The sequence below is a fragment of the Macrococcoides bohemicum genome, from assembly GCF_003259675.1.
Taxonomy (GTDB): Bacteria; Bacillota; Bacilli; order Staphylococcales; family Staphylococcaceae; genus Macrococcoides; species Macrococcoides bohemicum.
Genome location: NZ_PZJG01000001.1, coordinates 64,400 through 85,444, shown reverse-complemented (window position 1 = coordinate 85,444; position 21,045 = coordinate 64,400). Strand labels below are relative to the sequence as shown.

General features: G+C 33.0%; 25 protein-coding genes and 1 riboswitch. Of the genes, 7 read left to right on the top strand and 18 right to left on the bottom strand.

Translation table 11 applies throughout. From position 1 onward, the window contains the following. Window positions 1-2 precede the first annotated feature (2 nt). The 7 genes from BHX94_RS01150 to BHX94_RS01120 form a co-directional block, all read right to left on the bottom strand. Complete coding sequence (locus BHX94_RS01150; protein WP_111744572.1) at window positions 3-317, bottom strand: PTS lactose/cellobiose transporter subunit IIA; 315 nt, start codon at window positions 315-317, stop codon at window positions 3-5. Between the two features lie 21 nt (window positions 318-338). Continuing rightward, the gene (gene lacD, locus BHX94_RS01145) at window positions 339-1,319 is read right to left on the bottom strand and encodes a tagatose-bisphosphate aldolase (protein ID WP_111744571.1); all 981 of its coding nucleotides are present in this window, start codon (window positions 1,317-1,319) and stop codon (window positions 339-341) included. Window positions 1,320-1,322: 3 nt separating this feature from the next. Beyond that, entirely contained in the window at window positions 1,323-2,255 is a 933-nt protein-coding gene (gene lacC / locus BHX94_RS01140; protein ID WP_111744570.1) for a tagatose-6-phosphate kinase, read from the bottom strand. Window positions 2,256-2,267: 12 nt separating this feature from the next. Then, complete coding sequence (lacB, locus tag BHX94_RS01135) at window positions 2,268-2,783, bottom strand: galactose-6-phosphate isomerase subunit LacB (protein WP_111744569.1); 516 nt, start codon at window positions 2,781-2,783, stop codon at window positions 2,268-2,270. Between the two features lie 19 nt (window positions 2,784-2,802). Further along, complete coding sequence (gene lacA, locus BHX94_RS01130; protein WP_111716405.1) at window positions 2,803-3,231, bottom strand: galactose-6-phosphate isomerase subunit LacA; 429 nt, start codon at window positions 3,229-3,231, stop codon at window positions 2,803-2,805. Between the two features lie 187 nt (window positions 3,232-3,418). Continuing rightward, the gene (locus tag BHX94_RS01125) at window positions 3,419-4,174 is read right to left on the bottom strand and encodes a DeoR/GlpR family DNA-binding transcription regulator (protein WP_111744568.1); all 756 of its coding nucleotides are present in this window, start codon (window positions 4,172-4,174) and stop codon (window positions 3,419-3,421) included. A gap of 130 nt (window positions 4,175-4,304) precedes the next feature. Continuing rightward, entirely contained in the window at window positions 4,305-4,886 is a 582-nt protein-coding gene (locus BHX94_RS01120) for a hypothetical protein (protein WP_111744567.1), read from the bottom strand. Window positions 4,887-5,037: 151 nt separating this feature from the next. Here BHX94_RS01120 and BHX94_RS01115 point away from each other — a divergent pair, with 151 nt between their 5' ends. After that, entirely contained in the window at window positions 5,038-5,430 is a 393-nt protein-coding gene (locus BHX94_RS01115) for a (deoxy)nucleoside triphosphate pyrophosphohydrolase (protein WP_111744566.1), read from the top strand. Window positions 5,431-5,445: 15 nt separating this feature from the next. Here BHX94_RS01115 and BHX94_RS01110 read toward each other — a convergent pair whose 3' ends face one another. The 3 genes from BHX94_RS01110 to BHX94_RS01100 all read right to left on the bottom strand — a co-directional run bounded on the left by BHX94_RS01110 (window position 5,446) and on the right by BHX94_RS01100 (window position 9,358). After that, entirely contained in the window at window positions 5,446-8,592 is a 3,147-nt protein-coding gene (locus tag BHX94_RS01110; RefSeq protein ID WP_111744565.1) for a DUF3427 domain-containing protein, read from the bottom strand. Window positions 8,593-8,666: 74 nt separating this feature from the next. After that, complete coding sequence (locus BHX94_RS01105; RefSeq protein ID WP_111744564.1) at window positions 8,667-8,987, bottom strand: DUF3986 family protein; 321 nt, start codon at window positions 8,985-8,987, stop codon at window positions 8,667-8,669. Next, window positions 8,984-9,358, bottom strand: a complete 375-nt coding sequence (locus tag BHX94_RS01100) for a hypothetical protein (protein ID WP_111744563.1) — start codon at window positions 9,356-9,358, stop codon at window positions 8,984-8,986. Before BHX94_RS01100 ends, BHX94_RS01105 begins: the two co-directional genes overlap by 4 nt. 294 nt (window positions 9,359-9,652) lie before the next feature. On the opposite strand from BHX94_RS01100, the gene BHX94_RS01095 reads away from it, so the two are divergent. Then, window positions 9,653-10,438 (top strand): putative hydro-lyase, encoded by a 786-nt coding sequence (locus BHX94_RS01095; RefSeq protein ID WP_111745069.1) that lies wholly within the window; start codon window positions 9,653-9,655, stop codon window positions 10,436-10,438. Window positions 10,439-10,533: 95 nt separating this feature from the next. On the opposite strand, the gene BHX94_RS01090 is transcribed toward BHX94_RS01095, so the two are convergent. The 5 genes from BHX94_RS01090 to BHX94_RS01070 all read right to left on the bottom strand — a co-directional run bounded on the left by BHX94_RS01090 (window position 10,534) and on the right by BHX94_RS01070 (window position 14,588). Further along, entirely contained in the window at window positions 10,534-10,752 is a 219-nt protein-coding gene (locus BHX94_RS01090) for a hypothetical protein (RefSeq protein ID WP_111744562.1), read from the bottom strand. Window positions 10,753-10,903: 151 nt separating this feature from the next. Beyond that, window positions 10,904-11,656, bottom strand: a complete 753-nt coding sequence (locus BHX94_RS01085; protein ID WP_096076036.1) for a ZIP family metal transporter — start codon at window positions 11,654-11,656, stop codon at window positions 10,904-10,906. A 161-nt stretch (window positions 11,657-11,817) separates the two neighbouring features. After that, on the bottom strand, window positions 11,818-13,164 hold the full coding sequence (locus BHX94_RS01080) for an alanine/glycine:cation symporter family protein (RefSeq protein WP_111744561.1): 1,347 nt from the start codon (window positions 13,162-13,164) through the stop codon (window positions 11,818-11,820). 121 nt (window positions 13,165-13,285) lie between these two features. Beyond that, the gene (locus BHX94_RS01075) at window positions 13,286-13,648 is read right to left on the bottom strand and encodes a hypothetical protein (protein ID WP_096076034.1); all 363 of its coding nucleotides are present in this window, start codon (window positions 13,646-13,648) and stop codon (window positions 13,286-13,288) included. Between the two features lie 229 nt (window positions 13,649-13,877). Next, entirely contained in the window at window positions 13,878-14,588 is a 711-nt protein-coding gene (locus BHX94_RS01070) for a transaldolase (RefSeq protein ID WP_111744560.1), read from the bottom strand. A 189-nt stretch (window positions 14,589-14,777) separates the two neighbouring features. Here BHX94_RS01070 and BHX94_RS01065 point away from each other — a divergent pair, with 189 nt between their 5' ends. From BHX94_RS01065 to BHX94_RS01055, 3 genes are read left to right on the top strand one after another with little or no spacing between them, the layout of a single operon-like run. Continuing rightward, window positions 14,778-15,077, top strand: coding sequence for a hypothetical protein (locus BHX94_RS01065; RefSeq protein WP_111744559.1), 300 nt, complete (start codon window positions 14,778-14,780; stop codon window positions 15,075-15,077). A 41-nt stretch (window positions 15,078-15,118) separates the two neighbouring features. Beyond that, the gene (locus tag BHX94_RS01060) at window positions 15,119-15,469 is read left to right on the top strand and encodes a fluoride efflux transporter FluC (RefSeq protein WP_111744558.1); all 351 of its coding nucleotides are present in this window, start codon (window positions 15,119-15,121) and stop codon (window positions 15,467-15,469) included. Then, entirely contained in the window at window positions 15,466-15,789 is a 324-nt protein-coding gene (locus tag BHX94_RS01055) for a fluoride efflux transporter FluC (protein ID WP_242446632.1), read from the top strand. The genes BHX94_RS01060 and BHX94_RS01055 overlap by 4 nt, the downstream gene beginning before the upstream one ends. Window positions 15,790-16,179: 390 nt before the next feature. Here the strand turns inward: BHX94_RS01055 and BHX94_RS12755 are convergent, their stop codons facing one another. Both BHX94_RS12755 and BHX94_RS01050 read right to left on the bottom strand, forming a co-directional pair. After that, complete coding sequence (locus BHX94_RS12755; protein WP_170120718.1) at window positions 16,180-16,353, bottom strand: hypothetical protein; 174 nt, start codon at window positions 16,351-16,353, stop codon at window positions 16,180-16,182. Window positions 16,354-16,421: 68 nt separating this feature from the next. Continuing rightward, window positions 16,422-17,336 carry a nuclease-related domain-containing protein gene (locus BHX94_RS01050; protein WP_111744557.1) on the bottom strand — a complete coding sequence of 305 codons (915 nt, stop codon included), beginning with the start codon at window positions 17,334-17,336 and terminating at the stop codon, window positions 16,422-16,424. Window positions 17,337-17,582: 246 nt separating this feature from the next. Here BHX94_RS01050 and BHX94_RS01045 point away from each other — a divergent pair, with 246 nt between their 5' ends. Then, the gene (locus BHX94_RS01045) at window positions 17,583-17,771 is read left to right on the top strand and encodes a hypothetical protein (RefSeq protein ID WP_111744556.1); all 189 of its coding nucleotides are present in this window, start codon (window positions 17,583-17,585) and stop codon (window positions 17,769-17,771) included. Between the two features lie 85 nt (window positions 17,772-17,856). Here the strand turns inward: BHX94_RS01045 and metK are convergent, their stop codons facing one another. Beyond that, the gene (gene metK, locus BHX94_RS01040; RefSeq protein ID WP_111744555.1) at window positions 17,857-19,047 is read right to left on the bottom strand and encodes a methionine adenosyltransferase; all 1,191 of its coding nucleotides are present in this window, start codon (window positions 19,045-19,047) and stop codon (window positions 17,857-17,859) included. Between the two features lie 107 nt (window positions 19,048-19,154). Then, window positions 19,155-19,266, bottom strand: a riboswitch (SAM riboswitch). 189 nt (window positions 19,267-19,455) lie between these two features. Between metK and pckA the strand changes: the two genes are divergently transcribed. Continuing rightward, a complete protein-coding gene (pckA, locus tag BHX94_RS01035; RefSeq protein ID WP_111744554.1) occupies window positions 19,456-21,045 on the top strand; it encodes a phosphoenolpyruvate carboxykinase (ATP) in 1,590 nt (529 codons plus the stop codon).

Here is a 21,045-nt window from a genome sequence, read left to right as displayed (position 1 = left end):
TTTCAGCTCCCTCTTTTGTAAAGTTCAATCATATGCTTCATCATGTCTTTTAATAATAATGTAGTCATTAGATGATCTTGCCCATGCATCATTGTGACACTATATGCAATATCTTCACCAGATGCTTCTTTAGCTAGTAAGCTTGTTTGAGCATTATGAGCATCAACAATACATTGATTTGCTTCTTCAACTAATTGTTCTGCCTTATCAAATTCTCCATTTTTAGCAGCATTTAAAGCTTCGAGTAACTTTGACCTTGCATCCCCAGCATATGCAACAATTTCAAATCCAAGCATTGTAGTTTCTTCTTTGTTCATATCAATTTCCCTCCAATATTTTTATATTTTTTCTTTGTAAGATGCTGCAGTTGATTTTAATACTTCGTTTAATTGATTAATATTATTATATCCTTCAGATTGTAACCATTTTCTAGCGGCTTCTTCACCTTGTTCAATATAAACTTTAACCGCACCAGACCATGTTGCTCTACCGCATAGTACACCATTAAACTTCGCACCAGATTCAGCTGCAAACTTTAATGTTTCCTGGAATAATTGAGCTGAAACACCTGCGCTTAAATAAATATAAGGTAAGTTAGTTGCTTGTTCTTGCTCTTTAAAGTATTGAGCTGCTTCTTCTTTAGAATATACAACTTCATTCTCAGCAAATCCTTCCACAAAATTCATATTTACTGGAACTTCTACTTTTAGAACATCAACATTAAAGCGATCTTTTGAGAATAATTTCATTGCTTCATTTACTTTTCTTGGTTTAACTTTAGCAAACTCAACACTACTGTTATCAGCTATATTATCATCATATGTTAATATTTCTAAGAAGAATGGAATATCCTCTGCTACACATTCAGAGCCTATTCTTTCAATATAAGCTTGTTTTTGATCATTAATGTATTTATCATCATCTACATCGTAGTAAAGTAGGAATTTAACCGCATCTGCACCTTGTTCTTTAATACGTTTAGCAGACCATTCAACTAAACAATCCGGTAATCTTCCTTTCGTTGTAGCATCATAACCAGTTTTTTCATAGGCTAATAATAATCCTGCATCTTTATGTTTTACTTTAGAAGCAGGTAATCCATACTCAGGATCTAATAAAATTGAAGAGGCATACTCAGTTAGTTCCTTAGCTACTAATGACTTTAAATTTTCTATTTGTTCAACAGTTGGATCTTCTTCCTGAAATGCTGACATCATTCTTTTTAAAGCACCACGTTGGTCAAAAGCTAATGCAGAAATAATTCCATTTTCATCACTAACTTTTTCTAAAAATCTTTTCTTATTTTCAGTATTTATCATGTTTTACACCTCTATAATTTTTATTTGCTTATATAAACCTTCAAATTTATCTATGTTAATACAACCTGTTTGTTGCTCCATTGCATTCAACATACCAAAAGTATTTGCTGTTTTAATAATCTCAATGACAGATTTATCTTTACTATAAGCTGATGCAAACCCAGCTACAGTTGCATCCCCTGAACCAACAGGATTGACTACTCCAATCTTAGGAATATTTACCTTATAGTATTCATCAGCATGCTTTACTAAAGAACCATTTGCTCCTAACGATACAAATATCCATTGTATTCCATTAAACATTTCATGTTTAAGTGCATTCTTCATTTCTGTTATATCTTCTGAAACTGTATAACCGAGTATCTGTGATAGTTCATCTAAATTAGGCTTTATAGCAAAAGGTTTATTAGATCGTTCTAATAACGTTGTTAATGCTATACCTGACGTGTCAGCGATAACCGGAATTGATTTATGATTACAAATTTTAATTAAATCTGAATAATAATTGACCGGAACCCCAGCAGGCAAACTTCCAGAGAAAACAACTAATTGCACTTCATCCATTAATTCTTCAAAATGTTTAATAAAGCCTTGTAATTCATCTGTTGAAATATATGGACCGCTTTCTAATATTTCAGTTTGATTTCCTTCATGTAGCACTGCTATACAATTTCTAGTTTCTTCTTTTATAGGATAGAAAGAATTTTTAATTTGTGATGCATTTAATTCATCTTCAATAAATGCTCCTAGATACCCACCTTTAAATCCAGTTGCAATGACTGGCGAATTTGCCTGGAACAATACTCTAGTCACATTTAAGCCTTTGCCACCAGCAGTTTTACTAACCGAACTTGTCCTATTAACATTATCAATTTCCAGTTGATTCAGTTTGTAAGAAATATCAACTGAAGGATTAAGAGTAACTGTCAAGATCATTACTTATACTCCTTAGTCATGATATTCACCCTTATCCCACTTCTTCAGGAATTCATCAAAGAAAGCAGGATCTTTTTGCTGATTCTCAGCTGTGTCTAGTTTAGAAATCTTTTCTATCAATACTTTATTTTTATCGTTCGGTTTATATTCTGCATCAAGAAAAGCTTCGATAATGTCACACATCAATAATTCACCAATTATCTTTCCACCAAAACTTATAACATTAGCATTCAGCTCTTCTTTAGCATACAAAGCAGACGTCATATCTCTAACTAATGCTGAACGCACGCCAGGCACTTTATTCGCTGCATTGCTTATTCCAACACCTGTTCCACAAATGCATACGCCTAAATCAGCTTCGCCACTTGAAACTGCTTCACCGACCTTCTTACCATAAATCGGATAATGCGTTCTTGTAAAATCATATGTGCCACAATCAATTACTTCATGTCCTTGAGATTTTAAAAATTTCGAAACTTCCATCTTCGTATCAGTTACTATATGGTCACAACCAATTGCAATTTTCATTTCTAAGTCCTCCCTAAAATTAAGCCATTTTATTTAGCATATCTACGCGAATTTGATGTCTTCCACCGTCGTATTTACCTGTTACAAAAGCATTTACAATATTTATTGCTAATTCATCACCAACAATTTCAGATCCCATAGTAATCATTCGAGCATTATTATGTCCACGAGTCATATAAGCTGATCTTTCATCTGATACTTCTGCTGCAATCATACCTTTAACTTTTGTAGCTACCATAAAACTACCTGCACCATATGCATCAACCATAATACCTAAATTGCTTTCATCCTCTTGCACTTTTGAAACAACAGCTAAAGTAGCATCTACGAAATCTTCATGTGATTCATTTGACGTATCAATAACGTCATAACCTTTTTCTGTTAAAAACTCATGAATCTTGTTCTTTAAACTTTGTCCACTTTTATCAGATCCTAATACAACTTTCATTTCCTTCATCCTTTCGATGGTTTTTTGTTCGTTTAAACAATATAAGCGTTTACATGTTTGATTATGTTTAAATTATAATACATATCAAACAAATAATCAACATTATTTGTTTGTTTTTGTTTATTTAAAAAACAAAAAATCAAGTATAACAATTAAGTTATACTTGATCTTTGTACTCACTATATTTCTAAATAATAACCTCAGTAAATATTTCTAATCCTTTAGCCTTACTCACATTTTTATCATCAATTACAATTGCAGTAAGTGACTTAAGATCGCAGAATGAAACAAAGTCTTCTTTACCAAGCTTTGAGGAATCGACTAGAAGATACTTTTCAATCGAGTTTTTAATCGCTAATTGCTGCGTATATGCTTCTTCATGAGAAGAGGTCATTACATCAGAGCCTTTAACACCATTTGCACTAAAGAACATCTTGCTAAATCTCATCTTTTCTAAAGTACTATTAGTCATATCACCTGAAAAAGATTCAGTCAGTTCTCTCATCTCACCACCAATTAAATATACTCTAAACTTATCAGATTTTTTCCTGAATAATATATTAAATACAGGTAGACAATTCGTAATAATACTTATTCTCGTATTAGATATCTCTTCAGCTAAGAGCTCTACAGTCGTGCCAGGACCTAAAAAAATAGTATTCCCCTCTTCTATCAGTTCCGCAGCTTTTTTAGCAATTTGTCTCTTCTCTTCCACGCACTGAGTATGCTTTTCATTATGAGACATTTCTGTATATTGAAATGCAGAATTACTCCTCGCACCACCATGTATTTTTGTTAATATCCCCTTCTCTTCAAGTTCTGCTAAATCTCGCCTTACAGTCATATCTGAAACTTTCAAAGAATCTACAATCTCTTTTATTCGAATTGTTCCTTTTTTATTAACTAAATTTGCAATCTCATCTAATCGTTCGTATTTATTCATAAAAAGCCCTTTCTGTTTACTTTATGTTTATATTTTAAACAAAACAAACAAATTAAACAATAGTTGTTGTTTTTTAAGACAACAAAAATGAGTATTCTCTACTTTTAGAAAATACTCATTCGTAAAATTATTATTCTATTTCTTCTTGAAATCTATCGTGGCAATCAATTGCGATAAATAACTTATGGTTTTTTAAATTAATAACAGTATCCGTTCTCGGTAAATATTTCTTCTCTTTAGAAATAATAAAATCATACACATAATTATCGATAGGCTGAGTAAAAAAAACATATTTCGGTGATTCTTTTATTCTTTCTGTAGATTCAGAAATACCTTCAGCAATCACAGAGTACTTGTTACCCTTTTCATTGATATAAAAAGGTGCTGCATGTAATATTTCATTCTTTTCATTATCTACAGCCATTTTAAACATAATAACGCCAGGAATCTGGTGCTGCTTTTTAAATTTATCTGTCACATAGTAATATATATCATACTGATTTACCATCGCATCTTCTGCATATGCCTTTGCAAACGCATCAACCGCCTCATCAATCGAATTGAAATATTTCCCTTTCATCGATTCTGGAGTAGAACCAAAGTAACCCCAGACATCAGGTTTATCAGGTTTATTCAACTCCCATAATACAATTAAACCAACTATAGTTAATACAATGATCACAATTGAAATCCATCTCGCTTTAGTTCCCATAAAATACCTCCTCTGTATAAATTAATTATACATCTTAAGGAAGGTATAAGAACCTTAAAGTTACCTTAATTATTCTTAGAGAAAGATAAAAATTTTATCAATTAATTTCAAAATGATAGAATATATTTAAAAGTACACTAAGGAGAAAATCATGAAAAAATATATCAAAGTCGTCGGTGCTGTTATTCAAAAAGACGATAAAATCTTATGTGCACAAAGAAATGAACACACTTCTCTTCCACTCTTATGGGAATTCCCAGGTGGGAAAATTGAAGAAAATGAATTACCTGAAGATGCACTAAAAAGAGAATTAATTGAAGAGATGCAATGTGAAATCAATGTTGGTGAAAAAGTAGTAACAACAGTTCATGAATATGATTTTGCTACAATTGAATTAACAACATTTTATGCTGAAATGGTTAATGATCACATTATTCTTGAAGAACACGCTGATATGAAATGGCTATTTCCAAATGAATTAAATACAATTGAATGGGCTCCTGCTGACATTGAAGCAGTAGAAAAAATAATGAAGGACGCTTAATTGCGACCTTCATTTTTAATAAGTTAATTCATCTAATAATTTTTTTGGTACAGTATTTTTTAGCTTCCATTCTATCGAAATAGGATTATCACCTTTGGCGTTTATAAATTCCATTTCTCCCATATAATAAAAAGGTAATACAATTCCTTCTTCGTTTGTTGCTCTTCTTACAAATAGGAATATCTTTTTATTATCTTTAACATGATTGATATATTGTTGTCCTGTTTTAGATTTTCTACTTGTTTTATTTTGAGATTGCCAATGAAAATGTGTTTCATCAATAAAATAATCATCGTATAACAAATGCTCTTCAACTTTTTCTGAATCTTTTTTCAAATTCACAAAAATATAATGGTTTCCTTTGTATTGTTTCACACCATCTCGCCAAGAAGAAATTGTTTTATCATAGCCTATTAATGCTGCTATTTCATGTCTAGAATATTCTTTGTATAACTCTAATGAAATTTCTTGATTTAAAATGTCATTAGAAAATTCCTTTTGAAAAGATAATAAACCAAATGTTAGATAATGATTTAATTCTTCTTTGAATGAATCACTAATACTAATTTTTGTTGTAATTATTTGAGCATTTTGATCATATTCAAAAATTTTATTTTTATCAAAAATTAATTCTTCTGTTCTTATTAAAGCGTACTCTACTTTTTCAATTAAATAATTACTTGCTTTAATTTGTAGAGCATCTTCAATGAAATTTACTATTTGATCGAAATTTATAGTTTTATTTTTAAGTGTTTCAATAATAACAATATAATCTATTATTCTCCTAATCGGTAATAATTTAGTAAGTTCTTTTATTATCCAACTATATTGTTTATTACTATTAATTTCTTTATCAATTTCATCTTCACATTTTATAGCTCTGTTTAGTGCACTCAGTGTTTTATATGTTCCACCAAACATCATAAACAAATCAGGAGCATTCTCATAATTATGAAAATCAATAATCTTTAAGTTTCTTTCATTATCTTTATTAATTAATCTGATTTGTTCTAAAAATAATTTTGCTTCTTTTTTTATATTTTCTGCTATATAGAAAGAAGTATGATCGATCGTTTTTAATATCTCTTCTTTTGTTTTATAGTCTAATTCAATATGGACATTATCTGAAAGATTATTAAAATTGTTTTCAACTAAGGATTTAAGTTTTTCTTTGCCAATAAAATTTTGATCTCCTGATAATGCTATAGGCACTAAATAATTTTTTCTATCATTTGTTACAAAATCTAAAACTGTTAAATATTCTTTGTCATCATGTGTTCGTAATCCACGTCCGAGTTGTTGAGTAAATATAATAGATGACTCTGTTGGTCTTAAAAATAGTATTAGATTTATTTGAGGAATGTCGACACCTTCATTAAATAAATCTACAGTAAATATAATTTCTAAATCTTTGTCGTCATCTTGTAGATCTTCAATGGCATCTTGTCTCTCTTCATCACTATTACTCCCTGTAAGAACTATCGAATGATAACCTCGTTTCTTAAATTCTTCATTCATATAATATGCATGTTTGATATTTTGGCAAAATCCTATCGCTTTCATCGGACCGCTTAAAGTATATTGGTTTATCTTTTTGATTATGAATTTTACACGTTTATTTGTGCTTAATCTTTTTGTTATTTCATCAACATCAATACCATCTCTATCAGCTAAATCAACTGTTTCATCACTTATACCGTAATATTGAAATGGTACAAGTAATTCACTTTCTATTGCATGTTTTAATCGAACATCACTTATAACGTTGTATTCTGCTAATTCATACACATCACCACTATCTGTTCTTTCCGGTGTAGCTGTTAATCCTAATAGGAAACGAGGTTTGAAGTAATTAATTACTTTCATATAGTTAGTAGCGGTTGCATGATGAAATTCATCAATGATTATGATATCAAAATCATCTTTTTGCATTAATTCAATATCTTTAACGAGTGTTTGAATTGATGCAAAAGTAAATTTTTTAATCACTCTTTGATCTGCTTTATATTTTACAAATTCACTTTCTTTTTCCTTATTGAATATTTTTTTAAATGTTTTAATTCCACTTTCTAATAATTCATTTCTATGAGCAATAAATAGTACATTGCTTGGGTCTAATTTTTCAGCAGCCATTGCAGATAAGAATGTCTTTCCAGTTCCCGTTGCTGCAATTGCTATGCCGCGTTTATGACCTTTTTCAATAGATAATAATAAATTCTTAATTGCTTCTTTTTGCATAGAATTCGGTTTGAATACATCGTCGTCCGTTTTATTTATATTGAATGACTGACTTATTGGTCGTAATACTTTATTAATCTCAATAAAGTTCTCATACTTAGAAATAAGTGACTCATTCAATTCAACAACTTTTTCTGACCCCCATAACATGTCATATCTCGCTTGAGTTTTTACATATACAGAGTCACTCGCTTTTTCATAAGTTCTAATATTCCATTCTTCCCCTGTTTTTAGTGCAGCTTTAGTAATATTTGAAGATCCTATTATAACGGAGCTCATACTATTCATTCTATGGAAAAGATAAGCTTTAGTATGGAAGCTATCATCTAATTTTGAACTCTGATAGACTTTCACATCAATATTTTCATATTCCATCAATTTTCTTAATGCTTCTGGTTGAGTGACATTCATATACGTTGAAGTTATGATTCGACCTTTTACACCTAAATCTCTTAATATATTTAACGTGTTTACTAACATGTTTAAACCAGAACCCCTAATAAAACTCACGATAATATCAAAACTGTCGCAAGTTAATAACTCGTTCTTTAATTGATCGATCATATAGTTGTAAGTAGTATGGTCATTTGTAATTAACTTTGTTTCTAATAATGAAAAATCTTTTTGAATTTCGTATTTATATTTCTCTAATCTCTTATTACCTATTAATGAAACTTGGAATGGAAATTTTTCGTATTTACTATTTGATCGATTAGTAATATATTCAGAAATATTACCGTATTCATTTTCTAATTCCTTATTTAATTCCTCGTACATTTCTAACTCGTTTTTATTTAGAAAATACTTAATAGAATCTTCTTTCGACAAATTATTTTTATGTAATAATACTTCCTCAGAAAGAACATGATAGTTTTCTAGACTTTCATATATGTAAGTATTCTTATTTTTATTAGAGTAAGACATCGTATTCACCCTTAATATGTAATATGAATCTAATACAATTAGAATATATTAAAAAATAACGTTATTCAATAAAATCATTGAATGACGTTATTTTCATCTAACCACTGATAAAATAAATTAACTGCTTCCTCAAACTCCAATTCTTCCGCTTCAACTTTGATAATTTCATACCCATAATCATCAAAATATTGATATTCTCTAAGAATCTTTTCATCTATACCTTCATCTTCAAAGATATAAATACCCCAGTAATCATCCTCAAATTCTAATTCATCATATCTTGATACTGCCATAGCTTCAATATCATAATCATCTTCATAATATCCAACATGATAACTTCCAGCACTTGCTGTATCATTCGTAAATTGATCCCACAAATCTCTTAAAATTTTCATTCAAATTGCCTCTCTATCCACTTATTTCTTTCAATTACTATCATTTCATCCATACTTAAATCAATTAGATGCTTCACTTGAAATTCCCCGATATCAAGTTTGTGCCGTTTTATAACTTGTAATGGTATTCCTTCTGCATCCAATGCAAAAGCAATCTCCAATATAATATAATCATGGTTTTTATTATTTACTAAATGATTTAATAATTCTTCATAAACTTTTTCTAACTCTTCTGCACTAGGATTATATTCCAACATATATTGTATCTTATACTTAGATCCTTCAAATTTTTCATCCCAATCTACCTTACTTTTCTCTAAATATTCACTTTCAATTTCAATATTCGACGCAATAAAATGAAAATGAGTCATATTTACCTCCTCCTTTATAATGGCCACTGGAATCTTTTTAGTTCTTCTATCAATTTATTCAATAATGCAGCCAATTTAGCTTAACATCCTTTTTTAACCTATTGCTATTGTTTGAACTAGCTTCGTAAATACTTTCTTTGTTAATTTGTTACTGTTCCTATTTATTGCTGTTATAGGATAAAACCGCTAATATCAAGCAAAACAAAATATCTTCATAAAAATTTTAAAATAATTTTGAAAATTCTATATATTTTCTATACACTTATTATAAACCATCTCAAAGGGAGTGCTACTATAAATTTACAATCTGCTCTTCCATCTGAAATTCGCCACTTAATTCGCAATAACAAACTCATTCAACATACGTCTGGTATGGCTAAGGGGTACATCCAGGCGTATGTTGTGATCTTATCTGAGCGCTATGCCTATGATTTCATGAAGTTCTGTTACCGTAATTCAAAGTCTTGTCCTTTACTGGATATCACTGAGGTTGGGAAATTTACTTTTCCGAAGTACGGTCCTGATGCCGATATTCGTACGGATGTTGGTGAATATTATGTTTATCGTGACGGTGTCCATGTAGAAACACGTCATGATATTAAAGATTTATATGGTAAGAATATGGTGGCTTTTGTTATTGGTTGTAGCTTTACATTTGAGCATGCATTACTGGATGCTGATATTCCTGTTCGTCATCTTGAAGAAGGTCATAATGTGCCGATGTATATTACGAATATTCCTACTGAGCAAAGTGGTGTCTTCCACGGTCCAACTACTGTTAGTATACGTCCAATGTCGATGGCTCAGGCGATTCGTGTGACTGAGATTACAACGCACTGCGAAGGTGCTCACGGTGCGCCGCTTCATATCGGCGATCCTCTAGCTATTGGTATTAAGGATATTAGTAAACCCGACTTTGGTGAAGCTGTTGAAATTCGTGATGATGAGATTCCTGTGTTCTGGGGGTGTGGTGTTACACCTCAATCTGTGTGTTTAAATGTTAAACCTGAACTGATGATTACTCATGCGCCTGGTTACATGTTTATTACGGATATTAAGGAAAGTGAATTACTGTTTTAAAAAAAACATCCCTAAAGTTGAACCTTTAACTACAACTTTAGGGATGTTCTTTATCATGTGATTACTTTATATGAATGTACGCTAACTTATTTAGTCTAATGATTGCTCTTTTTCTCAGCTAACTGTTGCTCCAATACTTCTATCCTCTTCTCAAGTTCTTTCTTTTTAAGCGCTTCTAATTCAAACCTATTATCAGTTTTCTTAATATGATTATCCATCATCCTTCTAATTGATAAGCCAATTTTAATCGCAATCAGGAATAAGAAAATATAAAAAATAATCAGCCAAAATGTTTCCATATGTAGCACCACCATTTCACATTTATTTTATCCTTATAATACCATTTAAATATAAAAAATACATTTTATATCATAAAAAGTAACAAGCATTTGATTTTATCCAAACGCTTGTTACTTTTTATAATCTATAGTGTCTTTTTAAGTTTGATAGTATACAATCATATTACTACCCCAACTGATCCAGCAATATCGACGTTATCACACCAAATGCTGTCATTAGTCCAACAAGTCCGCCGCCTTCTTCATATGCTTCCGGCATCATTGTTGATCCGATCATCGTAATAATACCTCCCGCTGCAAAGCTTGAGATAATTGAAATTACACCTAGACTTGCATTGTCTAAGAAGACATATCCGAATAACGCACTTAGTCCTGCAACGATTGTTACGACTGCAAACAGGAATATAATCTTCCCTTTTGATTGTCCGCTTTTTAACATCCCTGTCGTACTCGATAATCCTTCAGGTATATTACTGATAAATATTGCAATAAGAAGTAATAGACTAACACCTTTCCCACCGATTAAACTCATCCCAAGCATCATCGATTCTGGTATCGCATCCATAACTGTCCCTATAAATATACCAAGCCCCGAATCATTTTGATTAGATGATTCTTCCTTCACTAATTCATGCTGATTCGAACGCTTTCTGTGTTTACCACCGTGATGCGCAATTACCGCTTCTAAAATCGTAAACGTTAATGCTCCTGCGATAAAGCCGATCACTGTATTGATGATATGACTTTTCTCCATCGCATCCTGCAGCAGTTCGAATGTTGCTGCTCCGATTAATATCCCTACACCAAATGCCATTATAAATCCTAATACTTTTCTAGGTATCTTTATGACCATACTTACAATTGCGCCTAACAATACTGCAAATCCTGATACTGCCCCCCAAAAGAATGCACTGCCCATCGTCTCACCTTTTTCTATGTATAATACATTGTTTTACCCGTTTTCTTTTTATTTTATCTATTTTTTCATTTATTTTTATTTTAATGATACATCTTATTTAATAATCAGATCTATTTTAAGAAAATAACAAAACAGCACATTTTCATGTACTGTTTCTATAACTATTTGTATTCTGAAAAGAACTCATTTGTCAGTCGTTTAACTTGTGGACTAAGGAGTAATACTGCGATCACGTTAGGGATTAAAATAAACGCTAACGCTAAGTCTAATAGTATCCATAATTGTGTACCATATCCTACTGAGCCTATCGTAATGGATATGATATATACTACTTTCATAATCGTTCCCATCGTTTCACCGAACAGGAATTCTGCCATACGCGATCCATAGTATACGACGACGATTATAGTTGATAATACAAAGAAGATCAGCGATATTGAAATAAGTGCACTTCCAAATAAGCCAAACGCATCTTCATAAGCACGTGCTGTTAACGCTCCTGGATTTGCTTTCGCATCTTTATGCAGATGTACGTCTGACACGAGTACTACAAAGGCTGTTGTCGAACAGATAATCACTGTATCAACAACAATTTCAGATATACTCCAAAATGCCTGTCTTACTGGATGATCAGTCTTTGCTGCGGCATGTGCAATAGGAGAGGTACCGAGTCCCGCTTCATTTGAATACACTCCTCGCGCAAATCCCCATCTTACTGTTGTCGCAAGTGCTGCACCAAATCCACCACCGGCAGCAGCTTCTGGCTTAAATGCTTTCTCCAGCACTAACATTATCACACTGGGTACATGTGTTATATTCATACCAATAATAATAAATCCAAATAAAAGGTATAAACCTACCATTAAAGGCACGAGCTTCTCTGTCACTGTCGCGATGCGTTGGATTCCACCAAAAACAACGATTCCTGTAACGAGCGACATGATAACGCCTGTTATCCATGGATTGATCTGAAACGTGTCATGCATAGAATCTGCAACTGAATTGCCTTGTACCATAACACTTGGTATCAGTTCTATCATCAGCATAAATGCAAAGATAACAGCAAATATCATACCAAGCTTTTTATTTTTAAAGCCTTTCTTCATATAATACGTTGGTCCACCTACAAACTCGCCCGCTTTATTTTTTTCACGGTAATGTATTCCAAGTACGTTTTCACTATACTTCAATGCCATTGCCAAAAATGCAATCAATAACATCCAGAATACTGCTCCTGGCCCACCCATGATGATTGCAGTTGGAACGCCCACAATATTTGCAGCACCTACTGTAGAAGATAATGCAGAGGTTAAAGCTTGTCTCGGTGTTATCGTTCCTTCACCTTTTGGCGCTTTATTGATACTACCGAACGTCTGTTTAATAATATAAGGAAAGTGTCTGAACTGAATAAACCCAAGATAGATGGTTAAAAATAAACTAGTACAAAATAATAGTGTGATTAACGGATAACCCCATAGCCATTCTGAAAACTTTAAAATATAATCCATAATTTCCTCCTTTATTATAGTACAACCTTAGTTTACAGAAATATGGGATTATCTTCAAGAATTCATCAGAATATTCTGATATTATAGTCAAAATAAAAACGAGATGTTCATCTCGTTTGAGTTAATCTATTGTAAGTCCTTCACCAACGAATGTTTGATATGCTTCGTACATTCTACCTGGTACACCGCTTTCAGCACTGTTATAGCGATTGAAGTTCTTATCATTTACCACTTCAGTAATCATTTCTATTGTCTCGTCACATCTTGGGTCATCAATCTTCTTACCAGTCGTTTCTTCAGCAATAACAAACAATCTTACTAAATATCTCGTATATGAATCATCTCTATCCAGCGTAATTCCTAATTCTTCAGTAAGCTCTTTACTTGTCTCAACAAAACATCTGAAATCTTCAAAGAAGTCGCCAAATCTTAATAACACATGTCGATAATGTTCATCTGATAGCTTCATATATCTGAATGCCAATTTATACCCCGCCTTAATTTTTAGTCATATCTAGTGTATCATTTTTATAATCGCTTGAAAATGTGCAAATTTTATATGCTGATAACAGACAGTGATTCTTTAATCACTTGATTAGATGTGATTCATGAAATATTTAACAAAAAAGACAAAGCATGATTGTACATACTTTGTCTAAATCATATATTATTGATTAAACCATTACACAAATTGTGTAATGGTCTAAGGTGTCTTATAAAATGCCTAATCCACTTGATTGAATGTCTTTAGCGAATCCTTTAACTGTATCTACTGATAATTCATCGATGTCACGACCGATGTTTGGAATCTTCTTCACAACATCACCTGGGCAAGTGATAATGTCACAACCGATTTCATCTGCCTGAATCACGTTATAAAGCTCTCGGCATGATGCCCATAAAAGTTTCACGCCTTCTTTTTCGTGACAAACTTTTACAGCAGCACGCATTAATGGCATAGGATCTACACCAGTATCTGCAATACGACCAGCAAATACTGAAACGTATGTTTCAACACCTGGTTTAATTGCTTTCACGATATCTGTCACCTGTTCAATTGTATAAACCGCAGTAACATTTAATTTAATATCCTGTTCAGATAATTTCTTGATCAATGGAATCATAGATTCGCCTTTTGTATTCACGACAGGAATCTTAACAAATACATTTTCACCGAATGACTGAATGATTGCCGCTTCTTTCTCCATCGTTTCCATATCATCGCCGAATACTTCAAATGAGATAGAAGCATCTGGTATTGCCTTAACCGCCGCTTCAGCAAAAGCTTTATAATCTTCTACACCAGCTTTAGCCATAAGTGATGGGTTTGTCGTAAATCCATCAACTGTTTGGTTTTGGTAAGCTGTTTTCATTTGTTCGATATCCGCACCATCAGCAAATACTTGCACATTTAAATTTTTCATTGTTATTCCTCCACATATAATGTATAGACTTCTACTTATTATAATCACATTATGACTGATATTGCTAATGATTGAGTATACCTGTCTATTTTTTATATATTTACTATTCTTTTCATATCATTATATAAATTTATATTGTGTTGTCATTTGATGTGGTAAAATAAAATGATTAATGATTGGAGGAACATCATGAAAGCGAACAAATATGTTTACTTCTCTATATTTTTTGTGATATTAAGTATCTTTTGTAACGGTTATAATCCTGTGCTGGCAATACTTTTCGGTTCAATCAATGCCATCATACTGTTTACCGGACTAGTAAGCTGTATCTTACTTATTATTAGTATCGTCTTAATTGATAAAGCTTTGAAACAGCCTGAAAATATTTCAAGCGGTTTATTTAAGGTCGCGAAAATTTGGCCATGGGTCATCTTAGTTGTTATTGTCTTACAACTTGTTAGTATTCTGTTTAGATTTGGGATTATTTAAGGATTGATTCGTCAATCCTTTTTTATTATGGAGGTTTTTATATGATTTATCTTTGTATTGCATGTATGAGTGTCTTCGGTGCTTTATGCAGATATAGTATAAGTTTATTGCTTCATGCACCGATGTATACAATTATCGTGAATCTCATCGGCGCATTTGCTTTAGGATATTGTACAACTTACTTTAAACGCCTATCCTGCTCAGCCCTCATAAAAACAGGCGTTACAACTGGATTTCTAGGAAGTTTTACAACATTCTCTGCGCTGAGTAAGGATGTTGCTGATCTCTATTTAGCACATCATTATCTTTCACTCATCATCTATTATAGCATTAGCATCTTTGGTGGTATCATATGTGCTGCTATCGGGTTGAAATGGGGTGACAGAAATTGATCTATATTGCAATCGGTGCACCATTCGGGGCAATGTTACGTTATTATATCAGTCAGAAGATGAATGGAAATTTTCCATATGGCACACTGTTTATTAATTTATTAGGCGCATTGTTGTTAGGTATCGTTGCACGATTTGATATGACAACGATGCTATTACTTGGTACTGGATTTTTAGGAGCATTTACAACATTTTCTACGCTGAATGTTGAGATTGTTAAGTTATACGAAACGAATAAAAACTGGTGTATTTTCTATATAACGATTACCTATATATTCGGTCCTTTACTCTACTTATTTGCATATACATTTCATTTATAATTTTTTTGTAAATTTAGCGTAATTTTTTCTTAAAATTATTATAACTATAGCATTTATACATTATTATAATAATGAAGCATTACAACGTATCTTAGCAGGTAACGCGAGTGCATATAAACCAGTTGTATCTGAAGAAACTACAACAGAAGCGCCGACTACTGAAGAAGTTACAACAGAAGAAGCAACGACTGAAAGACCGACAACCGAAACTATAAAACCTCAAATTGACGTACCAACAGAAGAAGATGGTAGTGAAGGTTTCATCATCAAGCCAGAGGATTCTTCTGAAGAACCTATCGTATTAGAATCATCGAATGCTGCTAAAGATGATAAAGTAATTCCATTTGAAAGTGTTGCTAAGACAAATGAAACAAATTTAGATACGACATTTCAAGCTGAACAAGTTGCAGATGATACAAACAAACCTGAAATTACTGAAACGGTTGAGCACTTACCGATTACTGGTGAAGCCGCTGGTACTGGCGCTGCTGCAATCGGATTATTAGGACTAGGATTATATTTAGTGAAACGTAAATCTGCATAACAAATAAGAGGGTGAGACATAAGTCTCAGCCCTCTTCTGTTTAACAGCTTAAACGGCGGAACACTTCTGTCTCAGCCTCTTATCTTTGCTACGGATTTAAATGTTCAATTTGGTCCATAATATTTTCAAGTTCTTCAACTTTATACTGGAATCTACCATGGAAGACAAATTTTTCGAAGAATGTTTGTAATTCTTCTTCTCCTACAATCACCTTCACACCATTATCTCTTGAATAGTTAGTGATGTGTTCACTACCTACCCCTTCTGCATTATAGTACGCAATCGGTGTTACCGGATATGGTAACTCAAATACTTTTTCTAAACGTTCAGCTTTTAATTTCAATGCTTCAATCGAGTGGTTATATGTTCTGAATTCAGCATTACCGTCTTTATTCTTATCCAGAACAATTGTCTGTTCAAGCTTCGGATCAAGATTTAATATGTTGAAGACACCTTCAAGCATCGGTTCGCCAGCAAACTGCATCTCACTTACACCGTGATAAATATGACCTGTCCAGTAATTAGAATCTATCAGGTAGATACCTGTTCTCGTCAATACGACATGATCAAGTTTATCAGTGCTTTTCACGCGTTTACCAGGAATATAGATATTAGCAAGTACGTGCATATCTTCAGGACGAATACGTTCTTCACGAATGAACTGTTCTTTTAACTGAATTAAAGTAAGGTCCGTTAAATATTCACCTTTGTCTTTTGAGAACATCTTTAAAGATTCAATATGTGATGATTTCTCATCGATTGTTTTTTGTAATGTTTCTTTTTGTTCAGCTAAGTCTTTTTTATATTGAAGACGAGACTTCTCACTTTCATCGTGATACTCATCTGATCTTACTTTCTGCGCCTTACGAAATTCTTCTTCTTTACGCGCAATTGATTTTTTCTTACTCGATAATGCGAGTAACCATAAGACGAAGAACAATAAAGCCAAAACACCTAAACCAATTAACACATAAAATAAAGTACTTCCTACTTCTACTGACATATCATTCACCTTTCTAACCTTATTTCCTTTATTATAATGAAATTTCAGAAGAACTTCATCGAAAATATGAAAGTAATTTGTGAAAGTTTACTCTAATTAAGAATATTAATAAGAAATTAATATTCTGAACAAAGGTTAACAAAGTTTAATAAAATATAAATTCTAAATTAATAATGATATGAAATAATTTAAGTGTCCTAAAAATATTTTTTGGACAAAAATTAAATTTTCTCGGAGGATGATACCATGGCAATGTATAAACGTTTATTATTAGCAGGTACTTTCGCATCAGCATTATTATTAGGTGCTTGTGGAGATGAAGAGAAAAAAGCGGACGACGCAAAAACTGAAGATGCAGCAACAACTGAAGAAGAGACTACTGAAGACGATGCTGCTACAGAAGAAGAGACTGAAGAAGAAACTGAAGAAGAATAATACAATTTACCAATTGACTATCTCACATGAGATAGTCTTTTTTCATATTAAAGGGCCTAAGTAATAAATACTTAGGCCCAAAAAATTACTTTAAATTTGCTTTTAAATCTTCAATTTTATCTGTAGCTTCCCATGGTAAATCAATATCTGTGCGACCGAAGTGCCCGTAAGCAGCTGTTTGTTTGTAAATTGGGCGACGAAGATCTAACATCTGAATGATACCTGCTGGACGTAAATCGAATGTTTTACGAACTGCATCAACAAGTTGTTGTTCAGTGTATTCAGAAGTACCATAAGTTTCAACTGAAATAGATACTGGTTGTGCTACACCGATAGCATAAGCTAATTGTACTTCACATTTGTCAGCTAGACCTGCTGCAACGATGTTCTTCGCAACATAACGTGCTGCATAAGCACCACTACGGTCAACTTTAGTAGCATCTTTACCTGAGAACGCGCCACCACCGTGACGTGCATATCCTCCGTAAGTATCTACGATAATCTTACGGCCAGTAAGACCAGCATCCCCTTGAGGTCCACCGATTACGAAACGACCAGTTGGATTGATGAAATATTTTGTTTCTTCGTCGATTAGTTCAGCTGGAACAACTGGTTTAATAACGTGTTCTTTAATGTCAGCCTGAATTTGTTCTAATTCAATCTTCTCATGGTGTTGAGACGAAATAACGATCGTGTCGATTCGTTTCGGTTTATCCGCTTCATCATACTCTACTGTAACTTGTGTCTTACCATCTGGACGTAAGTAATCTAAAGTACCATCTTTACGCACTGCAGTCAGACGACGCGCTAATTCATGTGATAATGAAATTGGTAAAGGCATTAAGCTTTCAGTTTCATTACATGCAAATCCAAACATTAAACCTTGGTCACCAGCACCGATTGATTCGATATCTGAGTCAGATAAGTTACCACGGTCTTCTAATGCACGGTCTACCCCTTGAGCAATATCAGGAGACTGCTCATCGATTGCAGTAAGTACTGCCATCGTCTGGAAGTCATAGCCGAATTTAGCACGTGTATATCCGATTTCTTTTACAGTATCACGTACTACTTTAGGAATATCAACATATGTTGATGTAGTAATTTCACCTGCGATTAAAGCCATACCTGTTGTTACTGATGTTTCACACGCTACACGTGCTTTTGGATCTCCTGTAAGAATTGCATCTAAGATTGCATCTGAAATTTGGTCAGCAATTTTATCTGGATGTCCTTCTGTTACTGATTCTGACGTAAATAATTTACGATCTGCCATTTATAAACACTCCTATTAATTTAAATTTCACGGTTCAAGCTATAAAAAAAAATAGCCCTCTCTCCTATTAAGAGAGAAGGCTAATTGTACATAATTAGTCCATTCTACTCTTATCGTTCAGACAGCTGTCTGCAAACGGTTTGGCACCTTACTTAACAACGAAGTTAAGGGTTGCTGGGCTTCAAAGGGTCCATGTCCCTCCACCACTCTGGATAAGAGAATCCGCAAGTTAGATAATACTAAACTTTTTGTGCACTGTCAATATATCTAATTGATTCTCAAATTTTCTGAATAATATTTTATCTATAAAATTTTATTTATATTTAATGTAACACTTAAAACCTTATGTTATACTATTTCATGAAACTGCTTACAACAGCAGGAAATATAAACTTGGGGGACCTTTTAATGAGCGAACAAATCTTTGGTAAATTAGATAACTTATTAAAGAGTGATAGCGTATTAAATCAATTATCAAGAACACAGTTAATCAACGAAATTTTAGCAAATCGTGAAGGTGCATTAACAGAGTCAGGTGCTGTTAGAACTGAAACTGGTAAATATACAGGTCGTTCACCAAAAGATAAATTTATCGTTGAAGAAGAAGAAACGAAAGACCAAATCGACTGGGGTACAGTCAACCAACCTATCTCTGAAGACATCTTCTTAAAATTATTAGACCGCGTTTTAGACTACTTAGGAACAAAAGATAAAGTTTATAAATTCAATGGTTATGCAGGTGCAGACCCTGCTACTCAATTAAATTTACGCGTAATCAATGAGTTAGCATGGCATAACTTATTTGCACGTACAATGTTTATCCGACCTGAAACATTCAATGAAGGTATCTTAATCGATCCTGACTTCACAATCATTTCTGCGCCACACTTTAAAGCAGATCCAAAAATCGATGGTACAAATTCTGAAACATTTATCATTACAAGTTTCAAACACAAAATTATCTTAATCGGTGGTACTGAATATGCTGGAGAAATGAAAAAAGGTATCTTCGGTGTAATGAACTACTTATTACCAACACAAGGTGTAATGAGCATGCACTGTTCAGCAAACGTTGGTGAAAATAAAGACGTTGCGTTATTCTTCGGTTTATCAGGAACGGGTAAAACAACTTTATCAGCCGACCCTCACCGCAAATTAATCGGGGATGATGAACATGGTTGGAACGATAATGGTGTATTCAATATCGAAGGTGGATGTTACGCGAAGACAATCGACCTTTCTCGTGAGAAAGAACCACAAATCTATGATGCGATCCGTTACGGTGCGATTTTAGAAAACGTTAAAGTTGATGAAAAAGGTTTCCCAGACTATGAAGACAAATCATTAACTGAAAATACACGTGCAGCATACCCAATTGAAAATATCGATAACATCGTATTACCTTCAATTGCTGGTCATGCTAAAACAATTATCTTCTTAACTGCAGATGCATTCGGTGTATTACCTCCAATCTCTAAATTAACGAAAGAACAAGCAATGTACCACTTCTTAAGTGGATTTACATCTAAATTAGCGGGTACTGAGCGCGGGGTAACTAGCCCACAACCAGTATTCTCAACATGTTTCGGTTCTCCGTTCTTACCATTACATGCAACAGTATATGCAAATATGTTAGGTGAATTAATCGACAAGCATGGTTCAGACGTATACTTAGTAAACACTGGATGGACTGGTGGAGAATATGGTGTAGGTAGCCGTATGAGCTTAACACATACACGTTCTATGATCCGTCGTGCAATCAGTGGAGAAATTAAAAACTCTGAATTCACTCAAGATCCTATCTTCGGATTATATGTACCAAATTCAGTAGCTGGTGTTCCAAAAGAAATCTTAATGCCTCGTAACGCTTGGGTATCTCAAGATGCTTACGATGAAAAAGCAAAAGATTTAGCATTACGCTTCCAGGAAAACTTTAAGAAATTCGGTGAAAAGTCAGCTGAAATTGAAGAAAAAGGCGGCTTTATATTTAGAGGATAA

What these genes read in the sequence shown, in the direction of transcription:
- BHX94_RS01105 (WP_111744564.1), bottom strand. Translation starts at nt 8,987, where the DNA reads ATGAAAATTTTAAGAGATTTGTGGGATCAATTTACGAATGATACAGCA.
- lacB (WP_111744569.1), bottom strand. Translation starts at nt 2,783, where the DNA reads ATGAAAATTGCAATTGGTTGTGACCATATAGTAACTGATACGAAGATG.
- lacD (WP_111744571.1), bottom strand. Translation starts at nt 1,319, where the DNA reads ATGATAAATACTGAAAATAAGAAAAGATTTTTAGAAAAAGTTAGTGAT.
- BHX94_RS01060 (WP_111744558.1), top strand. Translation starts at nt 15,119, where the DNA reads ATGATTTATCTTTGTATTGCATGTATGAGTGTCTTCGGTGCTTTATGC.
- BHX94_RS12755 (WP_170120718.1), bottom strand. Translation starts at nt 16,353, where the DNA reads ATGTCTCACCCTCTTATTTGTTATGCAGATTTACGTTTCACTAAATAT.
- lacC (WP_111744570.1), bottom strand. Translation starts at nt 2,255, where the DNA reads ATGATCTTGACAGTTACTCTTAATCCTTCAGTTGATATTTCTTACAAA.
- BHX94_RS01115 (WP_111744566.1), top strand. Translation starts at nt 5,038, where the DNA reads ATGAAAAAATATATCAAAGTCGTCGGTGCTGTTATTCAAAAAGACGAT.
- BHX94_RS01070 (WP_111744560.1), bottom strand. Translation starts at nt 14,588, where the DNA reads ATGAAAAATTTAAATGTGCAAGTATTTGCTGATGGTGCGGATATCGAA.
- BHX94_RS01150 (WP_111744572.1), bottom strand. Translation starts at nt 317, where the DNA reads ATGAACAAAGAAGAAACTACAATGCTTGGATTTGAAATTGTTGCATAT.
- BHX94_RS01125 (WP_111744568.1), bottom strand. Translation starts at nt 4,174, where the DNA reads ATGAATAAATACGAACGATTAGATGAGATTGCAAATTTAGTTAATAAA.
- BHX94_RS01085 (WP_096076036.1), bottom strand. Translation starts at nt 11,656, where the DNA reads ATGGGCAGTGCATTCTTTTGGGGGGCAGTATCAGGATTTGCAGTATTG.
- BHX94_RS01090 (WP_111744562.1), bottom strand. Translation starts at nt 10,752, where the DNA reads ATGGTGGTGCTACATATGGAAACATTTTGGCTGATTATTTTTTATATT.
- BHX94_RS01110 (WP_111744565.1), bottom strand. Translation starts at nt 8,592, where the DNA reads ATGTCTTACTCTAATAAAAATAAGAATACTTACATATATGAAAGTCTA.
- pckA (WP_111744554.1), top strand. Translation starts at nt 19,456, where the DNA reads ATGAGCGAACAAATCTTTGGTAAATTAGATAACTTATTAAAGAGTGAT.
- BHX94_RS01065 (WP_111744559.1), top strand. Translation starts at nt 14,778, where the DNA reads ATGAAAGCGAACAAATATGTTTACTTCTCTATATTTTTTGTGATATTA.
- BHX94_RS01100 (WP_111744563.1), bottom strand. Translation starts at nt 9,358, where the DNA reads ATGACTCATTTTCATTTTATTGCGTCGAATATTGAAATTGAAAGTGAA.
- metK (WP_111744555.1), bottom strand. Translation starts at nt 19,047, where the DNA reads ATGGCAGATCGTAAATTATTTACGTCAGAATCAGTAACAGAAGGACAT.
- BHX94_RS01080 (WP_111744561.1), bottom strand. Translation starts at nt 13,164, where the DNA reads ATGGATTATATTTTAAAGTTTTCAGAATGGCTATGGGGTTATCCGTTA.
- BHX94_RS01050 (WP_111744557.1), bottom strand. Translation starts at nt 17,336, where the DNA reads ATGTCAGTAGAAGTAGGAAGTACTTTATTTTATGTGTTAATTGGTTTA.
- BHX94_RS01120 (WP_111744567.1), bottom strand. Translation starts at nt 4,886, where the DNA reads ATGGGAACTAAAGCGAGATGGATTTCAATTGTGATCATTGTATTAACT.
- BHX94_RS01045 (WP_111744556.1), top strand. Translation starts at nt 17,583, where the DNA reads ATGGCAATGTATAAACGTTTATTATTAGCAGGTACTTTCGCATCAGCA.
- lacA (WP_111716405.1), bottom strand. Translation starts at nt 3,231, where the DNA reads ATGAAAGTTGTATTAGGATCTGATAAAAGTGGACAAAGTTTAAAGAAC.